This window comes from Antarctobacter aquimaris, assembly GCF_900184945.1.
Lineage (GTDB): Bacteria > Pseudomonadota > Alphaproteobacteria > Rhodobacterales > Rhodobacteraceae > Maliponia > Maliponia aquimaris.
The window spans coordinates 530,682-555,437 of record NZ_FXYF01000002.1 but is presented as its reverse complement, the minus strand read 5'-3'; the positions used below and the strand labels follow the sequence as shown (position 1 = coordinate 555,437).

Annotated in this window: 23 protein-coding genes and 1 riboswitch; of the genes, 8 read left to right on the top strand and 15 right to left on the bottom strand. The window is 69.4% G+C overall.

All coding sequences use genetic code 11. From position 1 onward, the window contains the following. Positions 1-29 precede the first annotated feature (29 nt). Positions 30-971 carry a LysR family transcriptional regulator gene (locus MAA8898_RS05375; RefSeq protein WP_094019939.1) on the top strand — a complete coding sequence of 314 codons (942 nt, stop codon included), beginning with the start codon at positions 30-32 and terminating at the stop codon, positions 969-971. Here the strand turns inward: MAA8898_RS05375 and MAA8898_RS05370 are convergent. The 7 genes from MAA8898_RS05370 to MAA8898_RS05340 form a co-directional block, all read right to left on the bottom strand. After that, entirely contained in the window at positions 937-1,926 is a 990-nt protein-coding gene (locus MAA8898_RS05370; protein ID WP_094019938.1) for a D-2-hydroxyacid dehydrogenase family protein, read from the bottom strand. The two genes, MAA8898_RS05375 and MAA8898_RS05370, sit on opposite strands and share 35 nt — an antisense overlap. Continuing rightward, complete coding sequence (locus tag MAA8898_RS05365) at positions 1,923-3,605, bottom strand: thiamine pyrophosphate-binding protein (RefSeq protein ID WP_094019937.1); 1,683 nt, start codon at positions 3,603-3,605, stop codon at positions 1,923-1,925. The genes MAA8898_RS05370 and MAA8898_RS05365 overlap by 4 nt, the downstream gene beginning before the upstream one ends. An 18-nt stretch (positions 3,606-3,623) precedes the next feature. Next, positions 3,624-3,833: a hypothetical protein gene (locus MAA8898_RS05360; protein ID WP_094019936.1), complete on the bottom strand. Its 210-nt coding sequence runs from the start codon at positions 3,831-3,833 to the stop codon at positions 3,624-3,626. A gap of 52 nt (positions 3,834-3,885) precedes the next feature. Continuing rightward, a complete protein-coding gene (locus MAA8898_RS05355) occupies positions 3,886-4,986 on the bottom strand; it encodes a 4-oxalomesaconate tautomerase (RefSeq protein ID WP_094019935.1) in 1,101 nt (366 codons plus the stop codon). A gap of 20 nt (positions 4,987-5,006) precedes the next feature. Then, on the bottom strand, positions 5,007-7,019 hold the full coding sequence (locus MAA8898_RS05350; RefSeq protein ID WP_094019934.1) for a tripartite tricarboxylate transporter permease: 2,013 nt from the start codon (positions 7,017-7,019) through the stop codon (positions 5,007-5,009). 77 nt (positions 7,020-7,096) lie between these two features. Next, the gene (locus MAA8898_RS05345) at positions 7,097-8,182 is read right to left on the bottom strand and encodes a type 2 periplasmic-binding domain-containing protein (RefSeq protein ID WP_176445070.1); all 1,086 of its coding nucleotides are present in this window, start codon (positions 8,180-8,182) and stop codon (positions 7,097-7,099) included. A 132-nt stretch (positions 8,183-8,314) separates the two neighbouring features. Further along, positions 8,315-9,394 carry an AbrB family transcriptional regulator gene (locus tag MAA8898_RS05340; RefSeq protein WP_094019933.1) on the bottom strand — a complete coding sequence of 360 codons (1,080 nt, stop codon included), beginning with the start codon at positions 9,392-9,394 and terminating at the stop codon, positions 8,315-8,317. A gap of 28 nt (positions 9,395-9,422) precedes the next feature. Here MAA8898_RS05340 and MAA8898_RS05335 point away from each other — a divergent pair, with 28 nt between their 5' ends. From MAA8898_RS05335 to MAA8898_RS05315, 5 genes are all read left to right on the top strand, one after another. After that, the gene (locus MAA8898_RS05335; RefSeq protein ID WP_094019932.1) at positions 9,423-10,118 is read left to right on the top strand and encodes a GntR family transcriptional regulator; all 696 of its coding nucleotides are present in this window, start codon (positions 9,423-9,425) and stop codon (positions 10,116-10,118) included. Position 10,119: 1 nt separating this feature from the next. After that, positions 10,120-11,523, top strand: coding sequence for an FAD-dependent tricarballylate dehydrogenase TcuA (gene tcuA, locus MAA8898_RS05330; RefSeq protein ID WP_094019931.1), 1,404 nt, complete (start codon positions 10,120-10,122; stop codon positions 11,521-11,523). Beyond that, positions 11,513-12,625, top strand: a complete 1,113-nt coding sequence (gene tcuB, locus MAA8898_RS05325; protein WP_094019930.1) for a tricarballylate utilization 4Fe-4S protein TcuB — start codon at positions 11,513-11,515, stop codon at positions 12,623-12,625. The genes tcuA and tcuB overlap by 11 nt, the downstream gene beginning before the upstream one ends. Next, entirely contained in the window at positions 12,615-13,469 is an 855-nt protein-coding gene (locus MAA8898_RS05320) for an isocitrate lyase/PEP mutase family protein (protein WP_094019929.1), read from the top strand. Before tcuB ends, MAA8898_RS05320 begins: the two co-directional genes overlap by 11 nt. Before the next feature lie 169 nt (positions 13,470-13,638). Next, entirely contained in the window at positions 13,639-15,708 is a 2,070-nt protein-coding gene (locus MAA8898_RS05315) for a trypsin-like peptidase domain-containing protein (RefSeq protein WP_094019928.1), read from the top strand. Here the strand turns inward: MAA8898_RS05315 and MAA8898_RS05310 are convergent. The 5 genes from MAA8898_RS05310 to MAA8898_RS05290 are packed head-to-tail and all read right to left on the bottom strand — an operon-like array spanning position 15,705 to position 19,130. Next, positions 15,705-16,355 (bottom strand): energy-coupling factor ABC transporter ATP-binding protein, encoded by a 651-nt coding sequence (locus MAA8898_RS05310; protein WP_094019927.1) that lies wholly within the window; start codon positions 16,353-16,355, stop codon positions 15,705-15,707. The two genes, MAA8898_RS05315 and MAA8898_RS05310, sit on opposite strands and share 4 nt — an antisense overlap. Then, on the bottom strand, positions 16,346-17,134 hold the full coding sequence (gene cbiQ / locus MAA8898_RS05305) for a cobalt ECF transporter T component CbiQ (RefSeq protein WP_094019926.1): 789 nt from the start codon (positions 17,132-17,134) through the stop codon (positions 16,346-16,348). The genes MAA8898_RS05310 and cbiQ overlap by 10 nt, the downstream gene beginning before the upstream one ends. A gap of 5 nt (positions 17,135-17,139) precedes the next feature. After that, positions 17,140-17,709 carry a NikL family nickel/cobalt ECF transporter subunit gene (locus MAA8898_RS05300; protein ID WP_094019925.1) on the bottom strand — a complete coding sequence of 190 codons (570 nt, stop codon included), beginning with the start codon at positions 17,707-17,709 and terminating at the stop codon, positions 17,140-17,142. Next, positions 17,706-18,323 (bottom strand): cobalt transporter CbiM, encoded by a 618-nt coding sequence (gene cbiM, locus MAA8898_RS05295; RefSeq protein ID WP_094019924.1) that lies wholly within the window; start codon positions 18,321-18,323, stop codon positions 17,706-17,708. Before cbiM ends, MAA8898_RS05300 begins: the two co-directional genes overlap by 4 nt. A gap of 9 nt (positions 18,324-18,332) precedes the next feature. Beyond that, positions 18,333-19,130, bottom strand: a complete 798-nt coding sequence (locus MAA8898_RS05290; RefSeq protein ID WP_245853244.1) for a DUF4198 domain-containing protein — start codon at positions 19,128-19,130, stop codon at positions 18,333-18,335. A 157-nt stretch (positions 19,131-19,287) separates the two neighbouring features. Further along, a riboswitch (cobalamin riboswitch) is annotated at positions 19,288-19,489 on the bottom strand. A gap of 205 nt (positions 19,490-19,694) precedes the next feature. Between MAA8898_RS05290 and MAA8898_RS05285 the strand changes: the two genes are divergently transcribed. After that, on the top strand, positions 19,695-20,384 hold the full coding sequence (locus MAA8898_RS05285) for a D-lyxose/D-mannose family sugar isomerase (RefSeq protein ID WP_094019923.1): 690 nt from the start codon (positions 19,695-19,697) through the stop codon (positions 20,382-20,384). Positions 20,385-20,387: 3 nt separating this feature from the next. Here MAA8898_RS05285 and MAA8898_RS05280 read toward each other — a convergent pair whose 3' ends face one another. Beyond that, positions 20,388-21,419 (bottom strand): endonuclease/exonuclease/phosphatase family protein, encoded by a 1,032-nt coding sequence (locus MAA8898_RS05280; protein WP_094019922.1) that lies wholly within the window; start codon positions 21,417-21,419, stop codon positions 20,388-20,390. Between the two features lie 133 nt (positions 21,420-21,552). Here MAA8898_RS05280 and MAA8898_RS05275 point away from each other — a divergent pair, with 133 nt between their 5' ends. After that, positions 21,553-22,557, top strand: a complete 1,005-nt coding sequence (locus tag MAA8898_RS05275; RefSeq protein ID WP_094019921.1) for an aldo/keto reductase — start codon at positions 21,553-21,555, stop codon at positions 22,555-22,557. A 3-nt stretch (positions 22,558-22,560) separates the two neighbouring features. On the opposite strand, the gene MAA8898_RS05270 is transcribed toward MAA8898_RS05275, so the two are convergent. Both MAA8898_RS05270 and MAA8898_RS05265 read right to left on the bottom strand, forming a co-directional pair. Further along, positions 22,561-24,018: an aldo/keto reductase gene (locus MAA8898_RS05270; protein WP_094019920.1), complete on the bottom strand. Its 1,458-nt coding sequence runs from the start codon at positions 24,016-24,018 to the stop codon at positions 22,561-22,563. Further along, positions 24,015-24,674, bottom strand: coding sequence for a GntR family transcriptional regulator (locus tag MAA8898_RS05265; protein WP_094019919.1), 660 nt, complete (start codon positions 24,672-24,674; stop codon positions 24,015-24,017). Before MAA8898_RS05265 ends, MAA8898_RS05270 begins: the two co-directional genes overlap by 4 nt. Between the last annotated feature and the right edge of the window lie 82 nt (positions 24,675-24,756).

Genomic DNA, 24,756 nt, shown 5'->3' with positions numbered 1-24,756 from the left:
GTGGCGGGCACCGACCCGGAGGAGCCGAAATGCGCGTCGATTACCTTGGCCTCGAGGCCTTTGTGGCCATCGCCGACTATGGCTCGTTCCAGCGCGCGGCCGAGGCCTTGAGCCTCAGCCAGGCGGCGCTCAGCCACCGGCTGCGCAAGATCGAGGAGGATCTCGGCGCGCCGCTGCTGATCAGGTCGAGCCGCGAGGTGTCGCTCACGCAGGCGGGGCAGGCACTGCTGCCCGAGGCGCGGCGCCTGCTCAAGGCGTTGCAGGACACCTATGAGGCGGCGCGGGCGGGCGCGCAGAACCGGGCGCGGCGCTTTGCCTTTGCCTGCCTGCCGACGGTGGCCAATTCCTTTCTGCCCGCCGTGCTGCATGGGCTGCAACAGGACCGGCCCGACATCTCCTTTGACCTGCTGGACATCCCGGTGACGCGCATCGTCGAGGCGGTGCGCAGCGGGGCGGCGGAATTCGGGCTGACCATCGTCACGGCGGAACTGGCGGACCTGCGCATCCGCCCCTTGGCGGACGAGGATTACCACCTTTTCCTGCCGCAGGATCACCCGCTGGCGGCGCGGGCCAGCGTGACGCTGGACGACATCGAGGGGCTTGCCATGGTGCGCATCTCCTCGCAGTCGAAGAACCGGCAGCTGCTGGACATCGCCTTTGGCCAGATGCGTGACCGCCTGCGCTGGCAGTTCGAGGTGCAGAGCGCGACCATGGCCATGCGGCTGGTGGCGCGGGGCATGGCGCTGACCATCCTGCCGCAATCGGCGCTGTCGATGGCGCCCACAGCACTGGTGTCGCGCCCCTTTGACGGGGTGCGGTTGCAGCGCAAGCTGGGCGTCGTGTCGCGGCGCGGCGCGCCGTTGTCCGAGGGCGCGGCCGCGCTGTTGCAGCGGATCGAAGACGAGATGCAGGCGCATTTCCCGGATCACCTGCGGATCAGCGCCGATCCCCGGTCCAGGCCGCGGGGTTGATTATGTGCTGCGGATCACCGGTCGCGTAGGCATTGACCAGCGCGTAGATGTCGGTGAACTGGCGGTCCAGTTCCTCGGCGGTGACAAAGCCGACGTGCGGCGTGGGGATCACCCGTGGGTGCGACAGCAGCGGGTCGGAGGGGTCCGTCACCGGCTCGCCGTCAAAGACGTCCAGCGCGGCGCGGCCGATCCGCCCGGCCTCCAGCGCCGCCAGCACCGCGCCCGGCGCGATCAGCCCGGCGCGCGAGGTGTTGACCAGGACCGAGTCCGGTTTCATCGCCATCAGGTCGCCATGGGTGATCTCGCCCTTCGTCGGCGGGGTCAGCCGCTTGTGGATGCTGATGACGTCCGAGGTGGCGAAAAAGGCCTCGCGGCTTTCGGGCACGCTTTCGCCCGCCGCCTGCGCCCGCGTGCGGCCTTCGTCGCTGGCCCACCACTGCACCTGCATCCCCAGGGCGCGGGCATAGCCGGCGACCGCCTGGCCGATCTTGCCGTAGCCGTAGAGGCCCAGCACCTTGCCGCCCACGTTGCGGCCCAGCGGCGCGCCGCCCTGCCACTGGCCGGCACGGGCCGAGGCGATCTGGTCGGGCAGGTAGCGCAGCGCGGCGATGATCAGGCCCAGCGTCAGCTCGGCGGTCGAGGTGGACGGCCCGTCCTTGGCCATGTGCGAACAGAACAGCACGCCCGCCCGTGTCAGCGCCGCGTGGTCGACGTGATTGTGCTGGCCGCGCATGGCGATCAGTTTCGGCCCGGTCAACTGCGCCGCCAGCGTGGCGGTGATGGCGGTGCGGTCGCGGAACAGGACCACCGCCTCGGCGTCCTTCAGCCGCGTGGCCAGCGTCGCCTCGTCGGGCGCGCGGTCGGTCCAGACCGTCACCTCGTGCCCGTCGAGCAGGGCAAAGCTGGGCAACCCGCGCAGCACATCGTACCAATCGTCGAGAACGTGAACCTTCACAGCAAATCCTCCAGGTCGACGGGGTGTTCGGTGCCGATATGCCCCGAGGGGTGGGCGCGGCGAATGACGGGTGAGGCGACCTTGTCCGACACCGGGAAATCCAGCAGCATCGCGCCACCGGAGGCCGCAAAGCGCGCGATATGGGCGGGCAGGGCAGCAAGGTCGCTCACCCGCTCGGCGTCGAGGCCAAAGCCGCGCGCGATGGCGGCGAGGTCGGTGTCGCCAAAGACGGCCCCGGCCTCGGACAGCCCCTCGTCGCGCAGCTTGTGGATCTCCGAGCCATAGGCGCGGTCGTTCAGCACGCAGACCAGGATGTTCAGGCCGTGGCGGCGGATGGTCTCGAGCTCCTGCACATGCATCAGGACCGATCCGTCGCCGTCGAACAGCACCACGGTGTCATCGGGGCGGGCGGTGGCGACGCCCATGGCATAGGAGAGGCCGTTGCCGATGGCGCCGAACTCGCGGATCGTCAGGAACCGGTCAAAGGGCCGGTCCATGTGCGCGACGTAGAACGAGCAATGCCCGGAGGAGTTGACCATCTGCCAGCCCTCGGGCAGCGCCGCGTCCAGCGCCGTGACCACGTCGCGCGGGTCATGCAAGCCCGGCTCGGGCGGGAAGGTCGCGGTGTCCGACGGCGCCTGGGCGATGGCATGGGCCAGCCGGTCGCTGCGCCAGCCCTCGGCGCCGGGCAGCGCCTCGCACAGCGCCTCGACGGTCAGGCGCGCATCACCGCGCAGGTGGTGGGCGGCGGGGATCAGGCCCTGGCTGAGGGCGCGGGGCTGCGTGTCGATCTGCAGGATCTCGGCGCGAGGGAACAGCTTGCCCTTGTCCAGGGTGTGCTGTGCGAGGCGGCAGCCCACGGCGATCACGAGGTCGGCCTCGGCAAAGCAGGCGCGCGCCAGCGTGGAGGAAAAGCCCCCCGCGATGCCCAGGCAGAACGGGTCGCCATGGAACAGCCCGCGCGCGGGCAGCGTCGTGGCCAGCAGCGCGCTGCGCCGTTCGGCCAAGGCGCGGCAGGCCTCCGCCGCGCCGGAGGCGGCCGCCCCCAGCCCCGCCATGACGACGATGCGCTGCGCCTTGGCGATGCGGGCGGCGGCGGCGGTCAGGTCGGCGGGATGCGGCGGCATCGGCGAGGGGTGCGGCAGGATCTCGGACGACGGCACCGGCAGCGCCAGCGGCTTGGCCGGGACCTGTGCCTGAAGGTCGAAGGGCACGCCCAGCACCACCGGCACGCGGTCTTCCTGCGCCTCGACAAAGGCGTCGCGCACCGCCTCGGCCATGCGCGGGACGTGGTGCAGCGCGCGGTAGCGTGCGCCGGTCGCGGTGACGAACGGCCCCTGGTCGATGGACTGGTTGTACCAGGCCGCGCCCAGCGGCGCCTCGCCGGCGAAGATCACCAGCGGGATGCGCGCGCGCACGGCGGCGGGCAGGGCGGTCAGCACCTGCGTCAGCCCCGGCCCGCAGGTGACGGTGGCGATGCCGGGCCGTCCTGACTTGCGGGCGTAGGCGGTGGCGGCGGCGACGGCGCAGTGTTCGTGCCGGACATAGACCATGCGCACGCCGCGATCCGCCAGCGCCGCGGCCCAAGCCATGTTGGCATCGCCCAGCAGGGCAAAGCAGGCCTCGACCCCTTCGGCGGCAAAGGTGTCGGCAAGCGTTTCAAAGACGTGCTGGGGCATGGGCGGTCGGCTCCGTTCTCAGGCAGGCTGGCGGGGCGTGGGGATGAACTCGGGGCGGTTCAATTCCTCCAGCGCGCGTTCCAGCCGGCGGCGGGTGTCGAGCAGCGCGTTGAACTGCGCGTCACAGCCGGCGATGGGGGCGGGGTAGCTGGTGATCTCGGTCTTCACCTCGGCCAGGGCCTCGGTCAGCGCGGCGGCGGCGCGGTCGAGCGGGGTGGTGGTGGGCATGGCAAACCTCGTCGGGATCAAGTCCGTATACCATGGTATGCCATTCCCGGCCTCACGAGAAGCCTTTCCACACCGCCCGGGGCACCATGACCTCGCCGCGCGCCAGCAGGCGGGCGGTGCGCACCAGCCCGGCCGAGCGGATGTCGATCCCGCCTTCGGTGCGGGCAAAGTCGACCACCACCTCAAAGGTGCCGGTGGCGTGTTCGACCCCCACGGTCAGCGGCGCATCGCGCCCGGCGGTGCCCTCGGCCAGCCCCTCGGCCACGGTGCCGGGCAGGATCGCACAGGCGGCGATGCACTGCGCGCCGGTGACGGCCATCGAGGGATGGCAGCTCCACGGCATGAAATAGCGCGCGGTCACGGTGCCGCCGTGTTTCGGCGCGGCCAGCAGGGTCAGTTTGGGCGTGACGGATTTCGACACGTCGCCCATGCCCATCAGCGCGCCCGCCTTCAGGCGCACCGGCTCCATCCGGGCAAAGAGGTCCTTGTTCTCGTCCAGCTCCTGCTGCGTCTCGAACCCGGTGATGCCAAAATCCTCGGCCCGCGCGAACATGACCGGCATGGCCACATCCAGGCAGGTGACCTCGATCCCGTCGATCACGTCGCGCAGGTTGCCGGTGGGCAACAGCTTGCCCGTCAGCGAGCCCACGGTTTCCATGAAGCCCAGCCGGATCGGCGCGGCGCATCCCGGCACGCCGGGGATCGTGGCGTCGCCGTCATACTGCACGCGCCCGCCCGGGGTCTGCACCACCGACTCGACCACCGCGCCGGTGTTGACGGCGTGGATGCGCACCACGGTTTCCCCGTCCTGCGCGGGCACCAGCCCCATCTCGATGGCCGCCGGACCGACGCCCACCATGATGTTGCCGCAGGTCGGGCGGTAATCGACCTCGCGCTTTTCCACCGCGACCTGGGCAAAGAAATAGTCCACGTCGCAATCTGCCCGTTCGGAGGCCGACAGCATCGCCACCTTGGTGGTGACGGCGTTGCCGCCGCCCAGCCCGTCGATGTTCAGCGGGTGGCCCGCGCCGCAGACCGACATGAGGACGTCTGTCAGGGTTTCGCGGTCCTCGGGCAGGTCGGCGCGGCGAAAGTAGGGCCCGCGCGAGGTGCCGCCGCGCAGGAAGAGGTAGGGGATGGCGGTCTGGGTCATGCTCGTCTCTGGGTGCAGGGTCAGGTCAGGGGCCAGGGCAGGTCGACCAGCGTTTGCAGGTGGCCCGGCGGCAGGTCACGGCCCAGAAGTGCGGCCAGCCCGCAGATGAAGGCCAGCCCCAGCGCCGAGGCGAACAGCGTCCGCCCCCAGCCAAAGCCGCCCCGCACCCGGAAGAAGGCGACAAGGAAGACCGTCAGCGCCAGGAACAGCCCCACCGCAAAGGTCATCACCACCAGGGCAAAGAACCACAGCAGCGTGGACCACAGGCCATGCGTCGCCGTCCCCTCGGTGCCCTGTTCGAGGTCGATGAAGACGTCGTCGCTGGCCGGTCTCATGGCCATCCGCGCCAGCAGCACCAGTCCGCCCGCCAGCGTGACAAGGCCGATGGTCAACGGAAAGATGCGGTCCTGCAGGCGGCCGACGTTCCACGCGTCCCAGCTGGAAATCGCGATGTAGAGCGTGATGGCCGACAGGAAGATCAGCGGCGCGGTCTTGGTTCCGGTGGGGGCGTCGATGTTCTCGCGGATGTTCTTGGACGCCTTGATGCCCACCACGACCGAGACCACGGTCAGGATCAGCAGGACGATGGTGATCGGCGAGGCGATGTAGTCCCAGCCCGCCTCGGCCGAGCGGCGGAACCGCGACCCGGCGATCTGCACCGCCTGGTTGACGAAAATCTCGGTCTGCTGGCTCAGCACAAAGCCGATCAGAAAGGCCGGGCGGGAAAAATCGAAGCGGCGCAGCAGGATGCCCAGCACGCCGATGCCCACCAGCGCGGCGAGGTCCAGCGCCGACTGGCGCGACTGGAAGGCGGCAAAGGCGATGATCATGAAGAGGTAAGGCGCGATGATGGTAAAGCGGATCGTCGTCATCTTGGCGATGTACTTGGACAGCAGGATGCAGAGCCCCGCGCCAAAGACGTTGGCCAGCGCCAGCGACCAGACGATGGTGTAGGTGATGTCGAGATTGTTGCGCACCATCTGCGGGCCCGGCGTCATGTTCAGCAGTGCCAGACCGCCGAGAAAGATCGCCATGGAGCCGGAGCCGGGGATGCCAAAGATCAGCGTCGGCACCAGCCCGCCGCCTTCCTTGGCGTTGTTGGAGGATTCCGGCGCGATGACGCCGCGGATGTCGCCCTGGCCGAACATCGACTTGTCCTTGGCGGTCTGCACGGCGGACCCGTAGGCCAGCCAGTCCACCACCGACCCGCCGAGCCCGGGAATGACGCCGACGACCACGCCGATCAGTGCGCAGCGGAACGACAGCCACTTGTGCTGCCACCAGTCGCGCAGGCCCTGGCCCCAGCCATCGCCCAGCTTGCCGCCCTCGGCGATGGGCTTGTCCTGCCGCAGCAGCGACACGATTTCCGGAATGGCGTAGATGCCCAGGCCGACGATCACCAGCTGGAAGCCGTCGACAAGGTAGGGGTAGTCATAGCTGGACATCCGCAGGGAGCCGCCCGCCGGGGCCGATCCGATGGTGCCGAACATCAGGCCAAGACCCGCCGCCACGATGCCCTTCAGCGGCACGCGGCCGGCGAGGATGGCCACCATGGACAGGCCCAGGATGGTGATCATCAGCATCTCGGGCAGGCCGAAGGCCAGGATCAGCGGCCGCGCGATGAAGATGAAGACCGTCAGGACCACCGCGCCGAACAACCCGCCGAACAGCGACGAGACAAAGGCCGCCGACAGCGCCCGTGCGGCATGGCCCTGCTGCGACAGCGGAAAGCCGTCCAGCACCGTGGCCTGCGAGGCGGATGAGCCGGGAATGCCCAGCAACACGGACGAGAAGGTGTCCGAGGTCGGGATCACCGCGAGCAGGCCGACCATCAGCGCCAGGCCCGAGACCGGTTCCATCCCGTACATGAAGGGCAAGAGCAGCGCGAGACCGGCGATGCCGCCCAGTCCGGGCAGGACCCCGATGGACAGGCCCAGCAGCACGCCGCCGAGAAGATACATGATCTGTTGCGGACGCAGGATCATGGCGAAGGCATCGCCGAGGCTGCTCAGCGCGTGGGCGAATAGGTCCATTGCAGGCTCCGGTGGCTCATGACGACAGGGAACCCCGCCCGGGACGGTCCGGGCGGGGTATGGTCAGGCCGGGCGGCTCACTCGAGCGTCACGCCGTAGGCGTCCTTGAGCCAGTCGATGACGAACTGCTTGGCCTCGGGGGAGATGGTCGTCGCCTGCTCGGTCGCCTCGACCGCCGCCGCGCCGACCAGCTGTGCATAGGCGCCCAGCACTTCACCCGCGTTGTCGTTGAAGCCGGGCGCGCTGACGATGGTCTTCAGCGCGGCGACATAGGTGTCCACCACCTCCTGCGGCGCGGATTGCGGCAGGAAGATCGTCTTCTGGTTGGCAAAGCCGGCCACGAAGAAGGCCTTGTAGGCGTCCCATTCGATGCCCGAGGTCTCGCAGCCTTCGGTGGCCTCGCAGACCTCCTTGAAGGTCGGCATGTCCGGGAAGGTCGGGTCACGGACGATCACGCCGTTGTCGTCCAGCGCGCCCCAACTGAAGATCGGCACGGCGAGTCCCTGGTCCACCAGCGGCTGCACGTTGGCGAGGTAGGCCGAAGAGGTCTGGTAGTCGATGTTGGCTTCGCCGCGTTCGAACATCAGCCGGCCGTCGCCGCGCCCCTCGACGCCGAACACCGGGTCGACCTGGAGGCCGAGCATCTTGAACGCCAGCAGCGGCACGAGGTCCAGCGTCGTGGCCCCCTGCGAGCCGTAGAGGAAGAACTCTTCCTTCAGGTCGTCCATGTCGCCGTCGAACTTGGCGCCCAGGTCCGGCGGCAGGTAGACGACACCGCCGGTGGCCGAGGCCAGCACCGGCTGCCAGTCGTTGTATTCATAGCGCACCCGCGGGTCGCCCAGCAGGTAGGGGAACTTGGTCGATCCGGAGTCGCCGAAGACGGTCAGCCCGTCGCCGGCGTCCTGCTGCCCCTGGAACCAGTTCGCGCCCTCGGTCGACCCGGCGCCGGGGCGGTAGCGGACCACGACGGTCGGCTTGCCCGGCAGCGCCTCGGACAGAAGCGGGGCGTAGAAGTTGGCCCACTTGGCCGAGCCGCCGGATTCCGAAAACGGAATGGTCAGTTCGATGGTCTTGCCTTCGTAGGATTGTGCTGCTGCGCCTTGTGCGGTGACAGCCGCAAGCGCGCCTGCCGCAAAGGCGGCGACGATGGATTTGGTGTGCACGGTGTGTCCTCCCTGGTCGTGCGGTCCGCGGTTGACCCGCGGCTTTCGGAACCGGCAATCTTCCGGCCTCAGGGGACCATGGCAAGGGGGGGTACATAAATCAAATGCATTTTACGAATGCGCGATTTAGGTTTATTCACCTTTTGTGCCGCGTCGCGGACGCAGGCCCAGCATCGCCGCCGCAATCGGCGCGCCCAGGATCACGAGGATCAGCCGCGCCAGGTGATGCACCACGACAAAGCCCAGGTCGGCCCCGGCGATGATCGCCAGAACGGTCATTTCCGCCTGCCCGCCGGGGGCAAAGGCCAGGAACCCCTCCATCGGCGAGGCGAGACCCAGCAGCACCACCATTTCGGTCACGATGAAGGCCAGCACCGCGAGGATCAGCACAAAGACCATGCCCGACAGAACATCCTTGCGCAGTTCGTGCAGGGTGACGCCGACATAGCCCACGCCGATGCCGATGCCGATGAAGAACTGCGCAAACAGGATCGCCTCGCGCGGCGGGCGGTGTTCGATGATGCCGCCCAGCGAAAGGATCGCGGTCACGATCAGCGGCCCCAGGATCGCCGCGCCAAACAGGCCGATCCGCGCGCCCAGCCGCCAGCCGCCCAGCGCCGCCGCCGTCATGATCAGCAGTTCGGTCAGGGGCAGGTCGCTGGCGGGCGCGCCGATCGGTTCGGCCAGCGGGTTCTCAAAGAACCAGACCAGCACCGCCGGCACGATGGTCACGATCACCAGCACCCGCGTCGCATGGATCAGCGACAGTGCCCGCACGTCGGCCCCGGCCTCCTGGCCAAAGACCACCATGTCCTGCAACCCGCCGGGCATCGAGGCGAAATAGGCGGTCGGCAGGTCAAAGCCGCAGATCTTGTGGAAATAGGGCACGCCGATCAGCCCGATGGCGGCGATATACAGCGGCACAAAGGCGACCGACCCGGCCATCTGCGGGATCTGGTGAAACACCTCCGGCGTCAGCGAGGCGCCGACCGCGACGCCCAGGATCGTGCGCGCGCCCTTGGACACCGGGCCCAGCCCCTTGAGCGGCGCGCCCAGCAGCGCGGCGCCAAGGCAGGCGAACATCGGGCCAAAGAGGAAGGGCAGCGGCAGGCCCAGCGCCCAGAACAGCGCCGCGCCCAGGGCCGCGAGGCCCAGCGTTCCAGCGCGCCGCAACCAGAGGGAGGTGGGGGAGAGGGATGAGTCTTGACGCATTTGTATCCACGTGTATACGACGGGACGCATGAGCGAAAGAGAAAAGCAGACCCCGGGTGGGCCAGAGACGGCAGGCCGCCCGTTGCAGGGGCAGAGCGCCTATGACCGGCTGTGCGACGAGATCCGCTGTGGCGTGCTGAAACCGGGTGCGCGGCTGCTGGAGACCGAGATCGCCGAGCGGCTGAACATCAGCCGCACCCCAGTGCGCGAGGCGATCCGGCGGCTGGAATCCGAAGGGCTGGTGGACCACCTGCCGCGCACCGGCGCGGCCGTGCGCACGCTGGATTACCCCGAGATCATGGAGCTGTACGAGATGCGCACGGTGCTGGAAGGCACCGCCGCGCGGCTGGCGGCGCGCGCCGCCTCGCCGGTCGAGCTGGAAGAGCTGAAGTCGATCAACGCCGAGATGGCGGCGGCCGAGGGCGACGGCAAGGCGCTGGTGCGGCTGAACCGGCAGTTCCACGCCCGGCTGATGGATGCCGCGCGCAACCGGTTCCTGCTGAGATCGGCCGAGACGGTGGAAAAGACCCTGCTGATCCTCGGCCCCTCCAGCATGGAATCGCCGGTGCGGGCGCGCGAGGCGGTGGAGGAACACGCCGCCGTTCTGGCCGCGCTGGAGGCGCGCGACGGCGAGGGGGCCGAGCAGGCCATGCGGCGGCACCTTGAAAACGCCCAGCTGACGCGGCTGCGGATGCTGCGCCGCACGTTGGACAGGGAGGACTGACATGAGCGATCCGCGGAAACTCGGCTCCCAAGAGTGGGACGTGATCGTGGTGGGCGGCGGCAACGCGGGTCTCTGCGCCGCCATCGAGGCGGCCGAGACGGGGGCGAAGGTGGTGATCCTGGAAGGCGCGCCGCGCGACTATCGCGGCGGCAACTCGCGCCACACCCGCAACTTTCGCTGTATGCACCACGGCCCTTTGGGTCCGCTGGTCGATACCTACGACGAAGAGGAATTCTGGCAGGACCTTGTGCGCGTGACCAAGGGCGAGACCGACGAGGCGCTGGCCCGCCACGCGATCCGCACCTCCGAGGACTGCCTGCCCTGGATGCAGGCGCATGGCGTGCGGTTCCAGAAATCGCTGTCGGGCACGCTGTCGCTGGACCGCACCAACGCGTTTTTCCTGGGCGGCGGCAAGGCGCTGGTCAACGCCTACTACATCACCGCCGAGGACCTGGGCATCATCGTGGCCTACGAGGCGACGGTCAAACATGTCGGCATCGACGGCGCCCGCGCCACCCATGTCGAGGCCGAGATCGACGGCCAGAGGGTGACGCTGCGGGGCCGCGCCTTTGTCCTCGCCTCCGGCGGCTTCCAGTCCGATCTCGACTGGCTGGCCCGTGCCTGGGGACCGGCTGCGAAAAACTTCCTGATCCGCGGCACGCCCTACAACCGCGGGCTGGTGCTGAAAGACATGCTGGACCACGGCGCGCAGACGGTGGGCGACCCCACGCAGTGCCACGCCGTCGCCATCGACGGCCGCGCGCCGAAATACGACGGCGGCATCGCCACGCGGCTGGACTGCGTGCCCTTCTCCATCGTGGTGAACAAGGATGGCGACCGGTTCTATGATGAGGGCGAGGACGTCTGGCCCAAGCGCTACGCCATCTGGGGCCGGCTGGTGGCGGCGCAGCCCGACCAGGTGGCCTATTCGATCATCGACCAGCGCTCCATCGACCTCTTCATGCCCTCGCTCTACCCGCCGGTGACCGCCGACACGATCCCGGGCCTGGCGCAGCAGCTGGGCCTGCCGGGGCCCAAGCTGCAAGAGACGGTGGACGCCTTCAACGCCGCCTGCGGAACAGGCACGTTCCATCCGCAGGAGCTGGACGGGCTGGCCACGCAGGGCCTCACCCCGGCCAAGACCAACTGGGCCCGCCCCATCGCCGAGCCGCCCTTTTACGCCTACGAACTGCGCCCCGGTGTGACCTTCACCTACCTCGGCCTCAAGGTCGACCTGACCGCGCGCGCCACCGGGCCGCAGGGGCTGTATGACAACATCTGGAGCGCCGGAGAGATGATGGCAGGTTCGATCCTGGGGCAGGGGTATCTCGCCGGGTTCGGCATGACCATCGGCACCGTCTTTGGCCGCATCGCAGGACAGGAGGCCGCCGCCCATGTCGCTTGACGTCCGTTTGCAGACCGACCCGGGGGCGATCTCGTCCGATCCGGTCATGGAGGCGCGCCGGCAGATCGAGGTCTGCAACGCCTGCCGCTACTGTGAAGGCTACTGCTCGGTCTTTCCGGCGATCACCCGGGAAAAGGTCTTTGCCGACGGGGACATAACCCAGCTGGCGAACCTGTGCCACAATTGCCGGGGCTGCTACTACGCCTGCCAGTACACCGCCCCGCACGAGTTCGACCTGAACCTGCCGCGCGCGCTGGCCTCGGCCCGCGCCGAAAGCTGGGAGCGGCTGGCCTGGCCGGGGGGTCTGGCGCGGGTGTTCCAGAAGAACGGTGGGGCGCTGGCGGCGGCGCTGGTCGCCGGGTTTGCGCTGATGTTCGCGGCCATCGCCGCGCTGCCGGGTGAGGGTGAGGGCTTTTACGCCTGGCTCAGCCATGGCGCGATGGTGGCGATCTTCACGCCCGCCTTCCTGCTGCCGCTGGCGGCGCTGGGCGTCAGCCTGCGCGCCTACTGGCGCGAGGTGGGCGGCCGCGGGCTGACGCTGGCCGATCTGCGCGTGGCGCTGGGCGACGTGGCCCGGCTGCGCAACCTGTCGGGCGGCCAGGGGCAGGGCTGCAACTATGAGAAGGGCGAGCGCTATTCCGACGCGCGCCGCCACGCGCACCAGGCGGTGCTGGTCGGCTTTCTGCTGTGTTTCGCCGCGACCTCGGCCGGGACGGTGCTGCACTATGTGTTTGATATCAAGGCGCCTTATGGGTTCTTTTCCCTGCCGAAGCTGCTGGGCGTGCCGGGCGGCATCCTGCTGGTGGTGGGCTGCGCGGGGCTCATGCTGCTGCGCGGCAAGGCCGATCCAAAGCTGGGCACGCCGGGGCGGAGCTCGGGCGAAAAGGCCTTTGTCTGGCTCCTGGGGTTTGTCGGACTGTCCGGTCTGTTGCTCTATGCGGCCACGGGGACCGCGCTGACCGGCGCGCTGCTGGCGCTGCACCTGGGCAGCGTGCTGACCTTCTTCCTGCTGACGCCCTTTTCCAAGATGGCGCACGGGTTCTATCGCTTTGCCGCGCTGCTGCGCGAGGCGCAGGAGCGGAGGCTGCGCGATGAGCTCTGAGCGGTTGACCCCCGCCGACTCCCGCCGCGTTTTGCGGGCGATCCTGGAGGGGGACAGCTGCGTGCGGCCCGCCTCGGTCTACGACGCATTGTCGGTGCGGGCGGCGGCGCGGCTGGGGTTTCCGCTGGCGATGCTGGGCGGATCGGTGGCAGCATTGGCGGTGCTGGGGGCGCCGGACCACCAGATGTTGACGCTGGACGAGGTCGCGGGCCTGTGCCGCCGCATCTGCCGTGCGGGGGCGTTGCCGCTGCTGGTGGATGCGGACCACGGCTTTGGCAACGCGCTGCACGCCACGCGCACGGTCGAGGAACTGGAGGCGGTGGGCGTTGCAGGGATGACGCTGGAGGACACCGCGCTGCCCATCGGGTTCGGCGCCACGGCACCGGCGCTGGTGTCGCTGGAAGAGGCGCGGGCGCGGCTGGTTTCGGCGCTGGAGGCGCGGGGCGATCCGTCCTTTGTCATCGTTGCGCGGACCGATGCGCGGCTGTTGGCGGCGCAAGATTTGATAGACAGGGTAAGGGCTTACGGGGCCGAAGGGGCGGATGCGCTGTTCGTGACCGGGGCGCGTGCCCCCGAGGTCCTGGCCGAGGCGGCGCAGGTGTCTCGCCTGCCGCTGATCGTGCCAGAGCCCAAGGGCGCGCTGGCCGGTGCCGACCTGGCGGCGCTGGGGGTGCGTATCTGTTTGACTCCCCACAGAACTTTGCCCGCCGCCCTGTCCGCCGCCTGGGACAGCCTGGCCGCCGCGCCGGGGGCGCGGGAGGTGGAAAAGCCCGCGGACTTGGTGGAAACGCTCAGCGAGGCGCAGCTCTGGGACGACCGGATCTCGCGGTTCCTGACGCCGTAGCGGCGCCGCGTCGGTTTGTACGTTTTGTACGTCCTGTACGCGAAAAATGTCTTTTTGTACAAAACGCCGAGGGTTTCGCGCGTGACGCCGCGCCGGGCATTTCGGACTCGGATGCCGCGTCAACCGTGTTAGGCTAACGCGGCACGTATTGCCCGGAGTCCATTGCCTCATGTCAATTGCCCGCCTGACCGCCGCCGCCTCGGTCCTTGCCCTTGGCCTCGCCCGCGCCGGGGCCGCCGACGCCCAGGACTTCCCGCTCGCACCGTTGGAGAACTTTGGCAAGGTCGTGGTGACGGCAAGGCAGAGCGCCGGGGCGATCACGTTCGAGCAGGCTTTCGGTGGCGAATTCGATGCCGAGCCGGCGTCCTTCTACCCTGAGTCCTCGGAACTGCGCCGGCTGGGCCGTGCCGTGGGGCGGCTGGACGTGGCCTTTTCCCGGGGCGTGGGCTATTGCACCGCCTTCCTGATTTCCGACCGCTACCTGATGACCAATGCGCATTGCCTGGAGGGCGGGCAGGTGCAGTCGATCAACTTCATCACCGGCTACGTGGAAACCGGGATCGAGGAGGGCACCCGGACCTACAACGTCGGCACCGCGCCGGTGGAGATCAGCGCCTCGGGCGATCTGGACTTTGCCATCCTCCAGGTCTTTGGCAACCCGGCCGCGGAATGGGGCACGCTGGAGCTGGCCGCGCGCGACATCGACGAGACACGCGACGCCGGCATGCCGCTGATGGTGCTGGGGCACCCGGTGTTCCAGGTGGCGCCGGTGCCGGTGCCGCAGGCGCTGTACGTCAGCCGCAAGGAGTGCCGCGCCACGGACAGCAAACCGCTGGCGGGCAAGCAGATGCGCCACACCTGCGACACGCTGAACGGCAATTCCGGATCGCCGGTGTTCAGCGACGACACGCGCCAGGTGATCGCGCTCCATCATGCGGGCAGCCCGCGCGAGGGGATCAACTTTGCCATCCCGATGACGCTGATCGCGCAGAAATCCAAGGTGGTGGCCGAACTGCTGGCGCTGGCCCCCGCACCGGACGAGGGGAACGCGGCGCTGGCGGCGCAACTGGCCGCGGCGCAGGCCGAGCTGGAGCGTCTTCGGCAGCAGGGTGCGGAGGCCGAGGCAGAGCGCAGGCGGCAGGCCGAAGAGGCGGCGCGAAAGGCGGCGGAGAAGGCCGAGGCGGAGCGGCTGGCGCGCGTGGCGGCCGAGGCGGAGCGGCGGAAGCTGGCGGAGCAGTTGGCGGCATGGAAGGCGGAGGCCAAGCGCAGCGCAGAACCAGAAGGGCCAGCTCTGGCGGCAGATGAACTGGATAGCACTCGGTTGCTCGACATCTACTGGGAAAAAAGCGTCAGAACTATTCTTGGTCGAGGACGCATATTATGGAGCGCGGAATTCTCCCCGGATGGCACGCGGATCGTAACGGCTTCCGGCGACAAAACCGCCCGGGTTTGGGATGTCGCAACGGGCCAGGTAGTGGCGACTCTGTCAGGTGTCGGGCTTCTGGCGGTTGTTGGGATTGAACTTCGAAGCGCAGCTTTTTCCCCCGACGGAACGCGGGTCGTCACCGCCTCTGGCGATGGTTTTGCAAGGGTCTGGGATTCTGCGACGGGACGGCAACTAAGAGCGTTCATCGGTCACGGTGACTCCGTTCTGAGCGCGGAGTTTTCCCCCGATGGCCGGCGGGTCGTAACGGCTTCCAGCGACAAGACCGCACGGGTTTGGGATGTTGCAACGGGCCGGGTAGTGGCGACCCTGTCAGGTGTCGGGATTGATTTTCGAAGCGCGGCTTTTTCCCCTAACGGAACGCGGGTCGTCACTGCCTGTGGCGATGGACTTGCAAGGGTCTGGGATTCTGAGACGGGACGGCAACTCAGAACGCTTATCGGTCATAAGGACGCTGTGTTGAGTGCATCCTATTCACCGGACGGAAAACGAATATTGACAGCTTCCAGTGACAAGACCGCTCGGGTCTGGGACGCAGCGACGGGTCAGCAAATTGTTACCCTATCGGGGCATTCCAACACTGTCACACGGGCTGCGTTTTCTCCGGATGGTACGCTGGTAGTAACCGCCTCGAATGATGAGACAGCGCGGGTCTGGGATGTCGCGACAGGGCGGGAAATGGCCAGGCTCTCCGGGCATGAAGACTGGGTGAACAGCGCAGTGTTTTCCCCTGACGGGACGCAAATCCTGACGGCCTCGTCTGACGGCACCAACCGCATCTGGGGCGGGTACTAGACCGGCACCAGCCGCCCCTCGGTCAACTCCAACGCACAGGGCGCGATCCGTTCCCGAAACGCAGGGTCGTGTGAGACCAGCAGGACCGGCTGGGGAAGCGCCGTCAGGATCTCGGCCAGGCGGTCGGCGTTGCGGGGGTCCAGCGCGTTGGTGGGTTCGTCCAAGAGCAGCACCTCGGGGTCCATCGCCAGCACGGTGGCCAGCGTCACCAGACGCTTTTCGCCGCCCGAGAGCTTGTGCGTGACGCGGTCGCGCAGGTGGTGCAGGTCGAGATCGGTGAGCAGGCGGTCGACGATGTCCAGCGCCTCCCCCCGCGTCTTGCCCAGGTTCAGCGGGCCGAATGCCACGTCCTCGGCCACGGTGGGGCAGAACAGCTGGTCGTCGGGGTCCTGGAACACCAGCCCGATGCGGCGGCGGACCTCGTGGAAATCGGCCTCGCGCCGGCGCTCGGTGTCGAAGACGGTCACGCTGCCGCGCTCGGGGCGCACGAGGCCCAGGATGATGCGCAGCAGGGTCGATTTGCCCGCGCCGTTGGCGCCGGTGATCGACAGACGCTCACCCGCGCCCAGCCGCATCGACGCGCCCGCCAGCACGGGGGGCTGGCCGGGGTAGGCAAAGTGCAGGTCGTGAAGCTCGATCAGCGCCATGTCAGGTCCACCGCGGCGAGGGCGATCAGGCAGGCCAGCACGACCAGCGCAAAGAGGGTGTCGGCGCGGGTGGTGCGGAACTCCTGCAACAGCACGATGCGGCCGGAAAAGCCCCGGCATTTCATCGCGCCCAGCAGGCGTTCGGAGCGTTCGATGGCGCGCACCATCATCATGCCGACGAGGTAGCCGAAGCTGCGGTAGCTGTGCCAGTTGGTGCCGGGGCGAAAGCCGCGCACCTTCATGGCGGCGCGCAGGCGGAGGTATTCCTCGCGCAGCACCTCGATGTAGCGGACGGTGAACATCATCAGGTGCACCAGCGTTTCGGGCACGCGCAGGCGGTGCAGGGCGTGGCCCAGCGTGACCGGCTCCAGCGTGCCGACCAGCACCATGAGGGCGAGGACGACGGCGTTGGCGGTCAGGCCGATGTCGATGGCGCGGGCGAGGCCCTGCCAGCTGGCCGGGTAGCCGAACAGGGTGAACATCGGATCGCCCGGGACCGTGAAGGGCAGCAGCGCCAGCATGAAGAGGATGAAGCCGTCGACCATCGCCACCCGTTTCAGGGTGCGCCCGGCGGGCAGGCCGGAGAGCGCCAGCAGGGTGAGCGAGAGGGTCAGCGCGAGGGTCAGCGCGGGCAGGGTGTCGAGCGCCACCACGGTGATGCCGTAGGTCAGGGCGGCGAGGATGCGGGCGCGGGGGTCGAGCGCGCCGAGCAGGCTGGCGCTGCGTTCGGCGCCGGTCTCGGTCAGGGTGGCGGCGCCGTTGGTGAGGACGTGACCCATCGGTGTCAGCCTTTCATCTGGCGCCGGGCGGCGAGGTAGAAGCCCAGCCCGAACAGCCCGAGGATGTAGCCGAGCCCGCCGAGGATGGTCTGCAGGTCGTTCTTTTCGCGGTAGGCGGCGATCTCGCGGCGCAGCGGGCGCAGCTCATCCCGCAGCAGGGTGGCGATCTCGGCGCGGTCGGCGGCGGTGAGGCCGCTGCCGGGCGGCGCGGCGGGGGCATTGGCGGCGGGTTCGGGCGTGGGCGCGGGCGCGGTGCCGAGGATGCGGGCGACGTCCTCGGCCGCCAGCGTCACGTCGGCGACGTGACCCGCGCCCATGTCGGCGCGAAAGCTGTGGGCGACGGGCTGGGTCGGGGTGAAGAGGAAAAAGCCCTCGGCATCCGTCCGGGTGGTGCCCAGCAGCGCGCCGTCGGGGCCGTAGACTTCGACCGGCTGGTCGGCGGCCATGTCGCCGTTGGAAAAGCCGATCTCGCCCTCGATGGCGCTGCCGGAGGGAAAGACGGCGGCGATCACGTTGTGCGCGAGGGTGGGGACGGGCAGGGCGGTCAGCGCGCAGATCAGGGCCAGCCGTTTCATGCCACGTCCTCGCGCAGCGCGGTGAAGAGGTCCGGCTTGACCTTGCGCGCCAGCAGGACGGCAAAGCCGGTGAGCACGCCTTCGACCGCCATCAGCGGCAGGTGGGCGACCAGCACGAGGTGTGCTGCGGCGAGGAACTCGCGCCCCGACAGCGCCAGCGACAGGGCGACCATGACGGTGGTCAGCGCGATCGACAGCGCGCCGGCGATGCCGCCCCAGATCGCCGCCCCCAGCGGGGCGGAGCGCGCCACCAGCCGGCCGAAGAGCACGCCCACCAGCACCGCCGGCAGGGCGATGTTGACCGCGTTGACCCCCAGCACGGTCAGCCCGCCAAAGCCGAAGAACACCGCCTGCAACAAGAGCCCGACGAACAGCGCCGGAAAGGCCGCCCAGCCCAGGATCAGCCCGGCCAGCCCGTTCAGCATCAGGTGGATCGACGAGGGCCCGAGCGGCACGTGGATCAGCGCCGCGACGAAGAAGGCGGCCGAGAGCACGCCCGCCGCCGGGATCCGCTCCAGCGGCAGCGCGCGCAGGCCCAGCGCGATGCCGCCCGCCGCCGCGACCGCGCCGCCGACCAGGACCGGGGTCGAGAGCGCGCCGTCAACGATGTGCATGGCGGCCCCTCATTCCAGGTCCCAGGCGCGGATCCACAGCACCGCGTCCTGGCTCAGCGGCTTACCCTGGTGTTCCGTCACCGGGCCGATGGCCAGCGCGGCAAAGCCCCAGTGCCCGGCGCGAGGCACGGTCACGGTGAACACGCCGTCGGCGTCCGACAGAACCACCATCGCGCCGCCCGGCGGCGGTTTGACGGACGGCGCGCCGGCGCGGTCGCCCTCGGGCAGGGCGGCCATGAATTCGACCTCGATCTCGGCCCCCGCCACGGGCTGTCCATCGGCCAGCACGCGGCCGGTAAAGCTGCCGCCGGCCAGCACGTTGTAGGGCTTGGTCAGCGGCACGATCTCGGCCGGCAGGCCCACGGGATCGGTCCAGTCGGTGGGCAGGGTGCTGCGGTTCAGCACCACCTTGGCGAACTGCTGGATGAACTTGTCCTCGGACTGCTCGTAATAGGACTCGGGTTCGGTCACGAGGACGTAGTCGCCGGAGCGCCGCACCGGCACCGAGCCGCGCCAGGCGGTGGCTGTGTTCTCGGCCCCGGCAAAGGCAAAGGGTTCCAGCGTGTCCATCAGGTCCGTCCGGTCGCCGCGATGGATCATGTAGAAGGCGCGCGGGCGGGCCATCTCCATCACGTAGCCGTTCTGCCAGGGGTGCCAGAAGATCAGCGACACCGGCACTTCGCCGGGCCGGGCGATGATCGTCTCGGCGGTGTATTCGAGCAGGAAATGCGCCGGGGCCGGGGTGGCGGGCAGCGCCAGCGAGGCCCCCAGAAGGGCCCTGTGCCATCGTGACGGAAGAAAGCTCACGGTCGTCGTCCTTGTCCATGTCGCGCCATCCCCGGCGCGGTGCGTCTGGAACGACAGGACAGGCCCGGCCCGGAGCCGCGACGGCGGGTGGACCCCGCGCCACGGACACGAGCCAGACGCACACCCCGGCGTCCGGTGGAACCGTTTCCCGCAAGGGGCGGGTCGCGGGTGTCCGGCAGGTCTCCTGGCTTGCGGGTCTTCGCCTGGGCCTGCCTTCCCGGATTGCTCCAGTGGCGTCTTGGCCAGGCTCTCCGCCTACAGTTGCGGGGGCAGCTGCCGACTGGCCCTGTCAGGGGCGCACGGCATTCCCTCTTTCCCCCGGCGCAGGCCGCGCCGGGACCGGTCACGGGACTGTGTGTGACAGATGCATCTTTCCGGAGCAATGGGCAAAGCGACACGGGGCGGGCGGTGCGCGACGCCGGGCCAGACGCTGCGCTTGTCGGCGGGCCAGACGCCAGGCCAGACGCCGGGCCAGACGCCGGGGCTTGACCGCGCGGCGCGCAGGCCGGAAAGCTGGGGTGGGCGGCCCTAGTGTGGGCCGCGACACCTAGGGGAGGTTGGCGCATGAAACGCTCGCACATCAACGCCGTCATGCGGCAGGCGGACGAGATGATCCGCCGCCACGGCTTTGTCCTGCCGCCCTTTGCGCAGTGGACGCCGGAGGCCTTTGTCGCCCACGCGGGCGAGGCGCGGCACGTGATCGACGCGCGCTGCGGCTGGGATATCACCGATTACGGCGCGGGCCGGTTCGACGAGCTGGGGCTGTTCCTGTTCACCCTGCGCAACGGGCTGCTCACGGACCTGCAATCCGGGCGCGGCATGTGCTACGCCGAAAAGCTGCTGATCTCGCGCCGCGACCAGCTGTCGCCGATGCACACCCATGTGATCAAGGCCGAGGACATCATCAACCGGGGCGGCGGGACGCTGGTGGTCGAGCTGTTCGGCTCGGACGACCTGGGGCACTGCGCGGCGGACGTGGGTGTCTCTGTCATGTGCGACGGCATCTGGCGCGAGGTGCCGCCGGGCGGCAAGCTGAAGCTGGCGCCGGGCGAAAGCGTGACCCTGCGGCCGGGCGACTGGCACGCCTTCTGGGGTGAGGGCGGCGACGTGTTGATCGGCGAGGTCAGCACCGTCAACGACGACGAGACCGACAACATCTTTCGCGAGCCGATCGGCCGGTTTGCCGAGATCGAGGAGGACGAGCCGCCGCTGCACCTGCTGGTCAGCGACTACCGGAGCTGGCTGGGGGCCTGAGACTCAGGGGGCGATCCGGACGCTGAGGAGTTCGTGGTCCGACAGGTAGTGCCCGGCGGGCGACAGCGCGGCATGGACGCGCGGGTCTGAGGGGGCGACGCGGCGGGTGAACAGCCAGTCGAGGATCGGCAGCGGGTAGCGCACGGGTTTGCCGGGGGCGGCGCGCAGCGTGACCTGCCCGGTGTTGCAGGCGCGCCAGTCGAAACCGTGATCGGCGAAGACATCAAAGCAGGGTTCGGCGGCGGCGGGGGTCTGGACGGCCTGCGCGCCGGTGCGGGTGCCGTCCATCAGGCGGTTGGTGTTGAGGTCGCCGCCGAGCACGGCGGGACCGTCGCCATAGGTGTGGTGCAGCCCGTCGAGAAAGGCGCGGGTCTGGGTGGCGCGGCCCTGCGCGTCGCTCTCGCTCTCGTAATGCGCCGCCGCAATGGTCAGCGGCCCGGCGGCGGTGACGATCTGCGCGGCCAGGGCCATGCGCCCGCCCAGCCGCAGTTGGCCGTCGCTCTTGGGCTGCGAAACGAACCACATGCCGCCCGCGTCCAGCGGGATCAGGGCGACGTTTTCCAGCGGATAGCGCGACAGGATCGCGTTGCCGTGCAGACCGTGGTCGTTGGGCACATCGGCGAACAGCGCGGTTTCGACCGGGTCGCCGGTGCCCAGCTCGACGAACTCGGTGCCGAAGGCGTAGCCAAAGCCGAGGTCTTGGGCGAGGTCGCGGACGGTGTGGCGCTGCGAGGAGCGGGCCATGCCGAGGTCGACTTCGGTCGCCAGCACCACGTCGGCGCCGGTGGCGCGCAACAGGTCGGCGGAGTCCTCGACCCGCTTGCAGCGCTCGATGTTCCAGGCGGCGACGGTCAGCTGCCGGGGCGGGGGCAGGGGGCTGGGCGGCTGGCGCAGCTCGACGGTGGTCAGGCAGGGCCAGTCGGCCTGCGCGCGGGCGCTGAAGGCGGCGCTGCCCCCCTGGGCGATGGCCTCGGCGCGCAGGGCGGCGCTGGGGGTTTCCATTTCGGCAACGGTGCGGGTCAGGATCGGGCGCATTGTTTCCCTTTTGGGGTGGGGCGTTGGGCCGGGACGATGCGGGCTGGGGCGGCAAAGCGCAAGCCGCCCGAGGGGTTGCCAAGCCGGACCCGCGCCGCCACTGTCGCGCCCGCACAGTCAGGGAGGGCAGGGCATGTTGCGCAGACCACTCGGGGCAGGCGGGCCGGAGGTGTCGGCCATCGGCATCGGCGCGATGTCGTTTGCCGGGTTCTACGGCCCGGCGAGCGAGGCGCAGAGCCACGCGGTGCTGGACGCGGCGATGGATGCGGGCGTGGACCATATCGACACCGCCAACATCTATGGCATGGGCACCTCCGAGTCGGTGATCGGCAGTTTCCTGAAACGCTATCGCGGCAAGGGCGGCATCCCGTTCCGCATCGCCACCAAGGCCTCGATCACCCGCGACCCGGAGACCGGCGCGCGGCGGTTCGACAACTCGGCCGCGCATCTCGAATCCGAACTGGATCAGAGCCTGAAGCGGCTGGGGCTGGAGCGGGTCGACCTGTTTTATGTCCACCGCCGCGATCCCCGGCTGGAGATCGAAGAAGTGACGCAGACGCTGGCCGGGCTGGTGGCCAAGGGCAAGATCGGCGCCTTCGGGTTTTCCGAGATCGCGCCGACCAGCCTGCGCCGCGCCGCTGCCGTGCATCCGGTGGCCGCTGTCCAGTCGGAATACTCGCTCCAGACGCGGCTGCCGGAGCTGGGCATGGTGCAGGCCTGCGGCGAACTGGGCACCGCCCTTGTCGCCTTTTCGCCGGTGGGGCGGGGGCTCTTGTCGGACACGCCGCCGACGCCGGCGCGGGTCGCGGCCTCGCCCTTTCTGCGGACCAACACGCGGTTCAACGGCGGCAACCTGGAGCGGAACCTGGCGGCCAGTTTGCCGCTGCGCGACCTCGCGGCACAGGCGGGCTATCCCACGGCGACGCTGGCCATTGCCTGGGTGCTGTCGCAGGGCCCCACGGTGCACGCGATCCCCGGCACCCGCAGCCCCGGCCACCTGCACGAACTGGTGCGCGGCGCGTCGATGATGCTGGACGCGGACCTGAAGGCCGAGATCGAGCGCCGCCTGCCGCTGGGCTGGGCGCATGGCGCGCGCTACTCGGGCGACCAGGTGATCGGGCCGGAGGACTACTGCTGAGGCTCAGGGCCGCAGGATCGCCTCGGCCTCGATCTCGACCCGGTAGCCGCCGATCAGCCCGGCCACCACGACCAGCGTGTTGGCGGGCTTGACCGCGCCAAAGACGCGGCCGTGGGCCTGTGACACGGCCAGCACGTCCTCGGGGTCTGTCAGGTAGATGCGGGTGCGGACCACGTCCTCGGCCGCAGCCCCCAGCGCGGCGAGCGCGGCGAGGATCTTGTCGAGGACATAGGTGGCCTGCGCGCCGGCGTCGTCCGGGGCGACCCTGCGGCTGTGGCCTGCCGTGGCGGTGGTGCCGGAAACAAGGATGCGGTCGCCGACCTTCTGCGCGCGGCAATAGCCGGCGATGTCCTCCCACTCCGATCCGCTGAGCACGCGGGTTGCCTCGGCGCGGTGCGGCACCGGCACCGGCAGGTGGGCGCGCGGCATGGTGTCGAGGTGGTGCGAGAGATCGCCCGACGCGGTCAGGAAGGGCGGGCGGCGGTATTCGTCGCCGCAGTCGCCCGGGACGGGGTTCGTCGCGGCGAAGGCGGTGTTGAGGCGGTCTTGATCCTCGGTGTCCAGCGCGAAGGAGAAGAGCCGCAGGTTGTCCTCGGTATGCACCGCCTCGCCCAGCCGCGCGCCGACGATGACGCCCGCGACGGCGGGGTGTTCCAGCACCCAGCGCGTGGCCACGTTCGACACGGACACGCCGTGTTTGCCCGCGATCAAATGCGCGGCGCGCAGGATGCCCTGAAATGCGTCCCAGCCGCCGGTGACGTCGATGAAGCGTTTGTATTTCATCTTGGACCAGTCGGGGATGGTCTGCGGCTCGGGCTGGTCCAGCCATTTCCCGGACAGGAAGCCGCCGCAGAGCGTGCCGTAGGCCAGCAGCCGCAGGGGGCTGCGGGCGGCGAGGTCGGAGAGCGGACCGGCGGCGCGGCGGTCGACGAGGGAGAAGCTGACCTGATTGGTCAGCAGCGGCACGCCGTCGGCCAGCGCAAGCGCCACATGCGCGGCGTCGAAGTTGGTCACGCCGATCTCGCGGATCAGCCCTTGGTCGCGCAGGCAGGCGAGTTCGTGCAGGGCGTCGAGCCAGGCGGGATGCTCAAAGCTCCACCAGTGGAATTGCAGCAGGTCGACGCAGTCGGTGCCCAGCCGTTCCAGCCGTTCCTCGACGCCGCGCCGCACGACGTCGGGCGTCATCGGGCCGGGGGGCGGGCACCACTTGGTAAAGACCGTGGCGCGCGCGCCCTCGGGGCGTTTCAAGAGCCGCCCGGCGAGGATCTCGGCGCTGCCGTAGTGGTCGGCCATGTCGAAGCTGTCGAACCCCTGCGCGGCGTAATCGGCCAGCCAGCCGGCCCCGATGTCGGGGGCGATGGTGCCGGACACCCGCTCGATATCGGCGACCTGCCAGAGGCCGGTCAGGACGCGGCTGATGTTCAGGTGCGCGCCCAGGGCGATGCGGTCCGGTCCGGTCATGGCTCATGCTCCGATCTCAGGATGTGAAAGCTGCGTTTAATGTCGTCGGTCAGGGCGGCGCGGGCGGCGGCGTGGTCGCCCGCACGCAGGGCGGCGACAATGGCGCGGTGAAAGACGTGTTCCTCGACCTTGGGCGCCTCGGCCTGCCGGATGATGAGGTTCAGATAGGCGCCGTATTGCAGCCACAGCCCCTCGACCAGCGGCAACAGCACGGTCGAGCCGCTGAGGCGGTAGAGCGTGAAGTGAAAGTCGTAGTTGCGCGACAGGTCCGGCATCCCGTCGGGGCGCGGCGTGGCGGTGTCCAGCAGCGCCTCCAGCCTGTCGATATCCTGCGGCGTCATGCGGTCCATGGCCAGCGTCAGGATCAGCGGTTCCAGCGCGAGACGGGCCGATTTCAGCTCGTCCATGCGGTCGGGGTCGAAGGCGGGGACCATCAGCTTGCGGCTGGGGGTATCGACCAGCGCGCCTTCGGTCACGAGGCGGCGCACCGCCTCGCGTACCGGGGTCATGGAGATGCCCAGCTGGGTGGCGAGGTCGCGCAGGCTGACCACGTCGCCGGGGGCGAATTCGCCGCGGGTAAAGGCATCGCGCAGGGCGAGATAGGCGTTTTCGCGCAGCTTCAGCGGGTCGATGGAGGCGATCTGCGGCTTGGCCATCTGGCGGCGCGCTCCTGCGTTGTCCTGAGGGGGCGAATCGGGATATGTGATCAAATATCACAGGTAACACGGTCTTGGCCAA

What these genes read in the sequence shown, in the direction of transcription:
- MAA8898_RS05355 (WP_094019935.1), bottom strand. Translation starts at nt 4,986, where the DNA reads ATGACCCAGACCGCCATCCCCTACCTCTTCCTGCGCGGCGGCACCTCG.
- tcuA (WP_094019931.1), top strand. Translation starts at nt 10,120, where the DNA reads ATGAGCGATCCGCGGAAACTCGGCTCCCAAGAGTGGGACGTGATCGTG.
- MAA8898_RS05375 (WP_094019939.1), top strand. Translation starts at nt 30, where the DNA reads ATGCGCGTCGATTACCTTGGCCTCGAGGCCTTTGTGGCCATCGCCGAC.
- MAA8898_RS05340 (WP_094019933.1), bottom strand. Translation starts at nt 9,394, where the DNA reads ATGCGTCAAGACTCATCCCTCTCCCCCACCTCCCTCTGGTTGCGGCGC.
- MAA8898_RS05300 (WP_094019925.1), bottom strand. Translation starts at nt 17,709, where the DNA reads ATGAAACGGCTGGCCCTGATCTGCGCGCTGACCGCCCTGCCCGTCCCC.
- MAA8898_RS05285 (WP_094019923.1), top strand. Translation starts at nt 19,695, where the DNA reads ATGAAACGCTCGCACATCAACGCCGTCATGCGGCAGGCGGACGAGATG.
- cbiM (WP_094019924.1), bottom strand. Translation starts at nt 18,323, where the DNA reads ATGCACATCGTTGACGGCGCGCTCTCGACCCCGGTCCTGGTCGGCGGC.
- MAA8898_RS05315 (WP_094019928.1), top strand. Translation starts at nt 13,639, where the DNA reads ATGTCAATTGCCCGCCTGACCGCCGCCGCCTCGGTCCTTGCCCTTGGC.
- MAA8898_RS05275 (WP_094019921.1), top strand. Translation starts at nt 21,553, where the DNA reads ATGTTGCGCAGACCACTCGGGGCAGGCGGGCCGGAGGTGTCGGCCATC.
- tcuB (WP_094019930.1), top strand. Translation starts at nt 11,513, where the DNA reads ATGTCGCTTGACGTCCGTTTGCAGACCGACCCGGGGGCGATCTCGTCC.
- cbiQ (WP_094019926.1), bottom strand. Translation starts at nt 17,134, where the DNA reads ATGGGTCACGTCCTCACCAACGGCGCCGCCACCCTGACCGAGACCGGC.
- MAA8898_RS05320 (WP_094019929.1), top strand. Translation starts at nt 12,615, where the DNA reads ATGAGCTCTGAGCGGTTGACCCCCGCCGACTCCCGCCGCGTTTTGCGG.
- MAA8898_RS05360 (WP_094019936.1), bottom strand. Translation starts at nt 3,833, where the DNA reads ATGCCCACCACCACCCCGCTCGACCGCGCCGCCGCCGCGCTGACCGAG.
- MAA8898_RS05335 (WP_094019932.1), top strand. Translation starts at nt 9,423, where the DNA reads ATGAGCGAAAGAGAAAAGCAGACCCCGGGTGGGCCAGAGACGGCAGGC.
- MAA8898_RS05270 (WP_094019920.1), bottom strand. Translation starts at nt 24,018, where the DNA reads ATGACCGGACCGGACCGCATCGCCCTGGGCGCGCACCTGAACATCAGC.
- MAA8898_RS05365 (WP_094019937.1), bottom strand. Translation starts at nt 3,605, where the DNA reads ATGCCCCAGCACGTCTTTGAAACGCTTGCCGACACCTTTGCCGCCGAA.
- MAA8898_RS05350 (WP_094019934.1), bottom strand. Translation starts at nt 7,019, where the DNA reads ATGGACCTATTCGCCCACGCGCTGAGCAGCCTCGGCGATGCCTTCGCC.
- MAA8898_RS05265 (WP_094019919.1), bottom strand. Translation starts at nt 24,674, where the DNA reads ATGGCCAAGCCGCAGATCGCCTCCATCGACCCGCTGAAGCTGCGCGAA.
- MAA8898_RS05280 (WP_094019922.1), bottom strand. Translation starts at nt 21,419, where the DNA reads ATGCGCCCGATCCTGACCCGCACCGTTGCCGAAATGGAAACCCCCAGC.
- MAA8898_RS05310 (WP_094019927.1), bottom strand. Translation starts at nt 16,355, where the DNA reads ATGGCGCTGATCGAGCTTCACGACCTGCACTTTGCCTACCCCGGCCAG.